Origin of the sequence: Streptomyces niveiscabiei, from assembly GCF_001419795.1 — a bacterium.
GTDB lineage: Bacteria > Actinomycetota > Actinomycetes > Streptomycetales > Streptomycetaceae > Streptomyces > Streptomyces niveiscabiei.
Genome location: NZ_LIRL01000863.1, coordinates 1 through 2,038, shown reverse-complemented (window position 1 = coordinate 2,038; position 2,038 = coordinate 1). Strand labels below are relative to the sequence as shown.

Sequence of the window (2,038 nt, the reverse complement as noted above, 5' to 3'; positions counted from 1 at the left end):
CCCGAACCCCCTCACCCGCACCGGATCCGCCCGCCAACTCCCCGAGCCCGGTGGCCTGTTTCGTGCGAAGCTGGGAAGCATGAGCGTTGAAGAACCCCGCAGGATCGTCCTCCTCCGACATGCGAAAGCCGACTGGAACGACGGCGCCGACCACGAGCGGCCCCTGGCGGAGCGCGGCCGGAAGGACGCGCCTGTCGCCGGCCGCAGACTGACGGACGCGGGATTCAGCTTCGACCTGGCTCTGTGCTCGACCGCGACCCGCACGAGGGAGACGTGGAAGCTCGCGGTCCAGGAACTCCCGGAACGCCCGAAGACGGTGTACGAGGAGCGGATCTACGAGGCGTCCCTGGGCGAACTGATCGCGGTGCTGAACGAGACACCGGACGACGTCCGCAGCCTGATCCTGATCGGCCACAACCCCGGCGTCCACGCCCTCGCGGACGCGCTCACGGGCGAGGCGGAGGGCGACCTCCTCGCGCGGATGAACCGCGGCGGCTTCCCGACGTCCGCCTTCGCCGCGCTGACCTTCGAGGGCTCCTGGAAGAGCGTCGAGCACGGAGTCGGCAAGCTGGTCGACTTCTGGGCGCCGAGCGCCTGAGGTGATCCCCGAGAGCCCGGCACCGCTGCAGGGCGGGGCTCCCATGGGGCTCTTACGAGGCCAGGTTTCCTACGAGGCCGGGGCTCAGTCCTCGTCGTGCGTGTCCGCCGCCTCGACCTCTTCGCGGGTGACGCCCAGCAGATACAGCACGGTGTCGAGGAACGGCACGTTGACGGCCGTGTGCGCGGCCTCCCGGACGACCGGCTTCGCGTTGAACGCGACGCCGAGACCCGCCGCGTTCAGCATGTCGAGGTCGTTCGCGCCGTCCCCGATGGCGACGGTCTGCGCGAGCGGTACGCCCGCCTCCGCCGCGAACCGCCGCAGCAGCCGTGCCTTCCCGGCCCGGTCGACGATCTCCCCGGTGACCCGCCCGGTCAGCTTCCCGTCGACGATCTCCAGCGTGTTCGCCTGCGCGAAGTCCAGCCCGAGCCGCTCCTTGAGGTCGTCGGTGACCTGCGTGAACCCGCCGGACACGACCCCGACCTGATACCCGAGCCGCTTCAGCGTACGAATGAGAGTCCGCGCGCCCGGCGTGAGCCGCACCTCCTCGCGGACCTTGTCCACCACCGACGCGTCGAGCCCCGCGAGCAGCGCCACGCGCGCGTGCAGCGACTGCTCGAAGTCCAGCTCGCCCCGCATCGCCGCGGCCGTGACCTCCGCGACCTGCTCCTCGCACCCGGCGTGCGCCGCGAAGAGCTCGATCACCTCGTCCTGGATCAGCGTCGAGTCGACGTCCATGACGATCAGCCGCTGGGCCCGCCGGTGCAGGCCCGCCGCGACGACCGCGATGTCGACGCCGAGCGCCGCCGCGTCCGTCACCAGCGCGGTCCGCAGCGGTTCCGTCTCGACGCCGGACACCGCGAACTCCACCGCCGTCACCGGGTACTTGGCGAGCCGGAAGATACGGTCGATGTTGCCGCCGGCCTTCGTGATCCGCGCGGCGACCGCGGCCGTCGCCTCCGCGGTCAACGGATGCCCGAGCACGGTCACCAGCGAGCGCCCGAGCCCACGCGGCCGGTTGTCACCGAGGCCGGAGATGATCTCCGCCTGCATCTTCATCGACTCGGCCCAGCTGTGCACGGTCGACCGCAGCTCCCCCTCCAGCCCCCGAGGCGGCTCGGTGACCAGCGCACACAGCACCATCCGCCCCCGGGTCACCACCTGCTCGATGTCAACGACATCAACGGCGTAAGCGGCCAGCGTGTCGAACAACCCGGCCGTGATCCCGGGCCGGTCCTTGCCAAAAATCTTGACAAGAAGAGTAGGAACGTCCGAGGCCGGACCCTGCGTCTGCGTATCGCTCATGGTCCCTACACCGTAACCGCCCCCTCACCCCCCGCGCCGCCCAGGTCCAACAGCCGGACGAAAAACACTGCCCAACAAAAACATGACGAACCCAAGACACACACCACCCACCCGCACCGCAGCTACGCGGGCTGG

Annotated in this window: 2 protein-coding genes; one reads left to right on the top strand and one right to left on the bottom strand. The window is 70.2% G+C overall.

The window, feature by feature from the left end; all coding sequences use genetic code 11:
* Positions 1-79: 79 nt before the first annotated feature.
* Positions 80-598, top strand: coding sequence for a SixA phosphatase family protein (locus AOK24_RS35690; RefSeq protein ID WP_055724123.1), 519 nt, complete (start codon positions 80-82; stop codon positions 596-598).
* 84 nt (positions 599-682) lie between these two features.
* On the opposite strand, the gene serB is transcribed toward AOK24_RS35690, so the two are convergent.
* Positions 683-1,903 carry a phosphoserine phosphatase SerB gene (gene serB, locus AOK24_RS35685; RefSeq protein WP_055724122.1) on the bottom strand — a complete coding sequence of 407 codons (1,221 nt, stop codon included), beginning with the start codon at positions 1,901-1,903 and terminating at the stop codon, positions 683-685.
* Between the last annotated feature and the right edge of the window lie 135 nt (positions 1,904-2,038).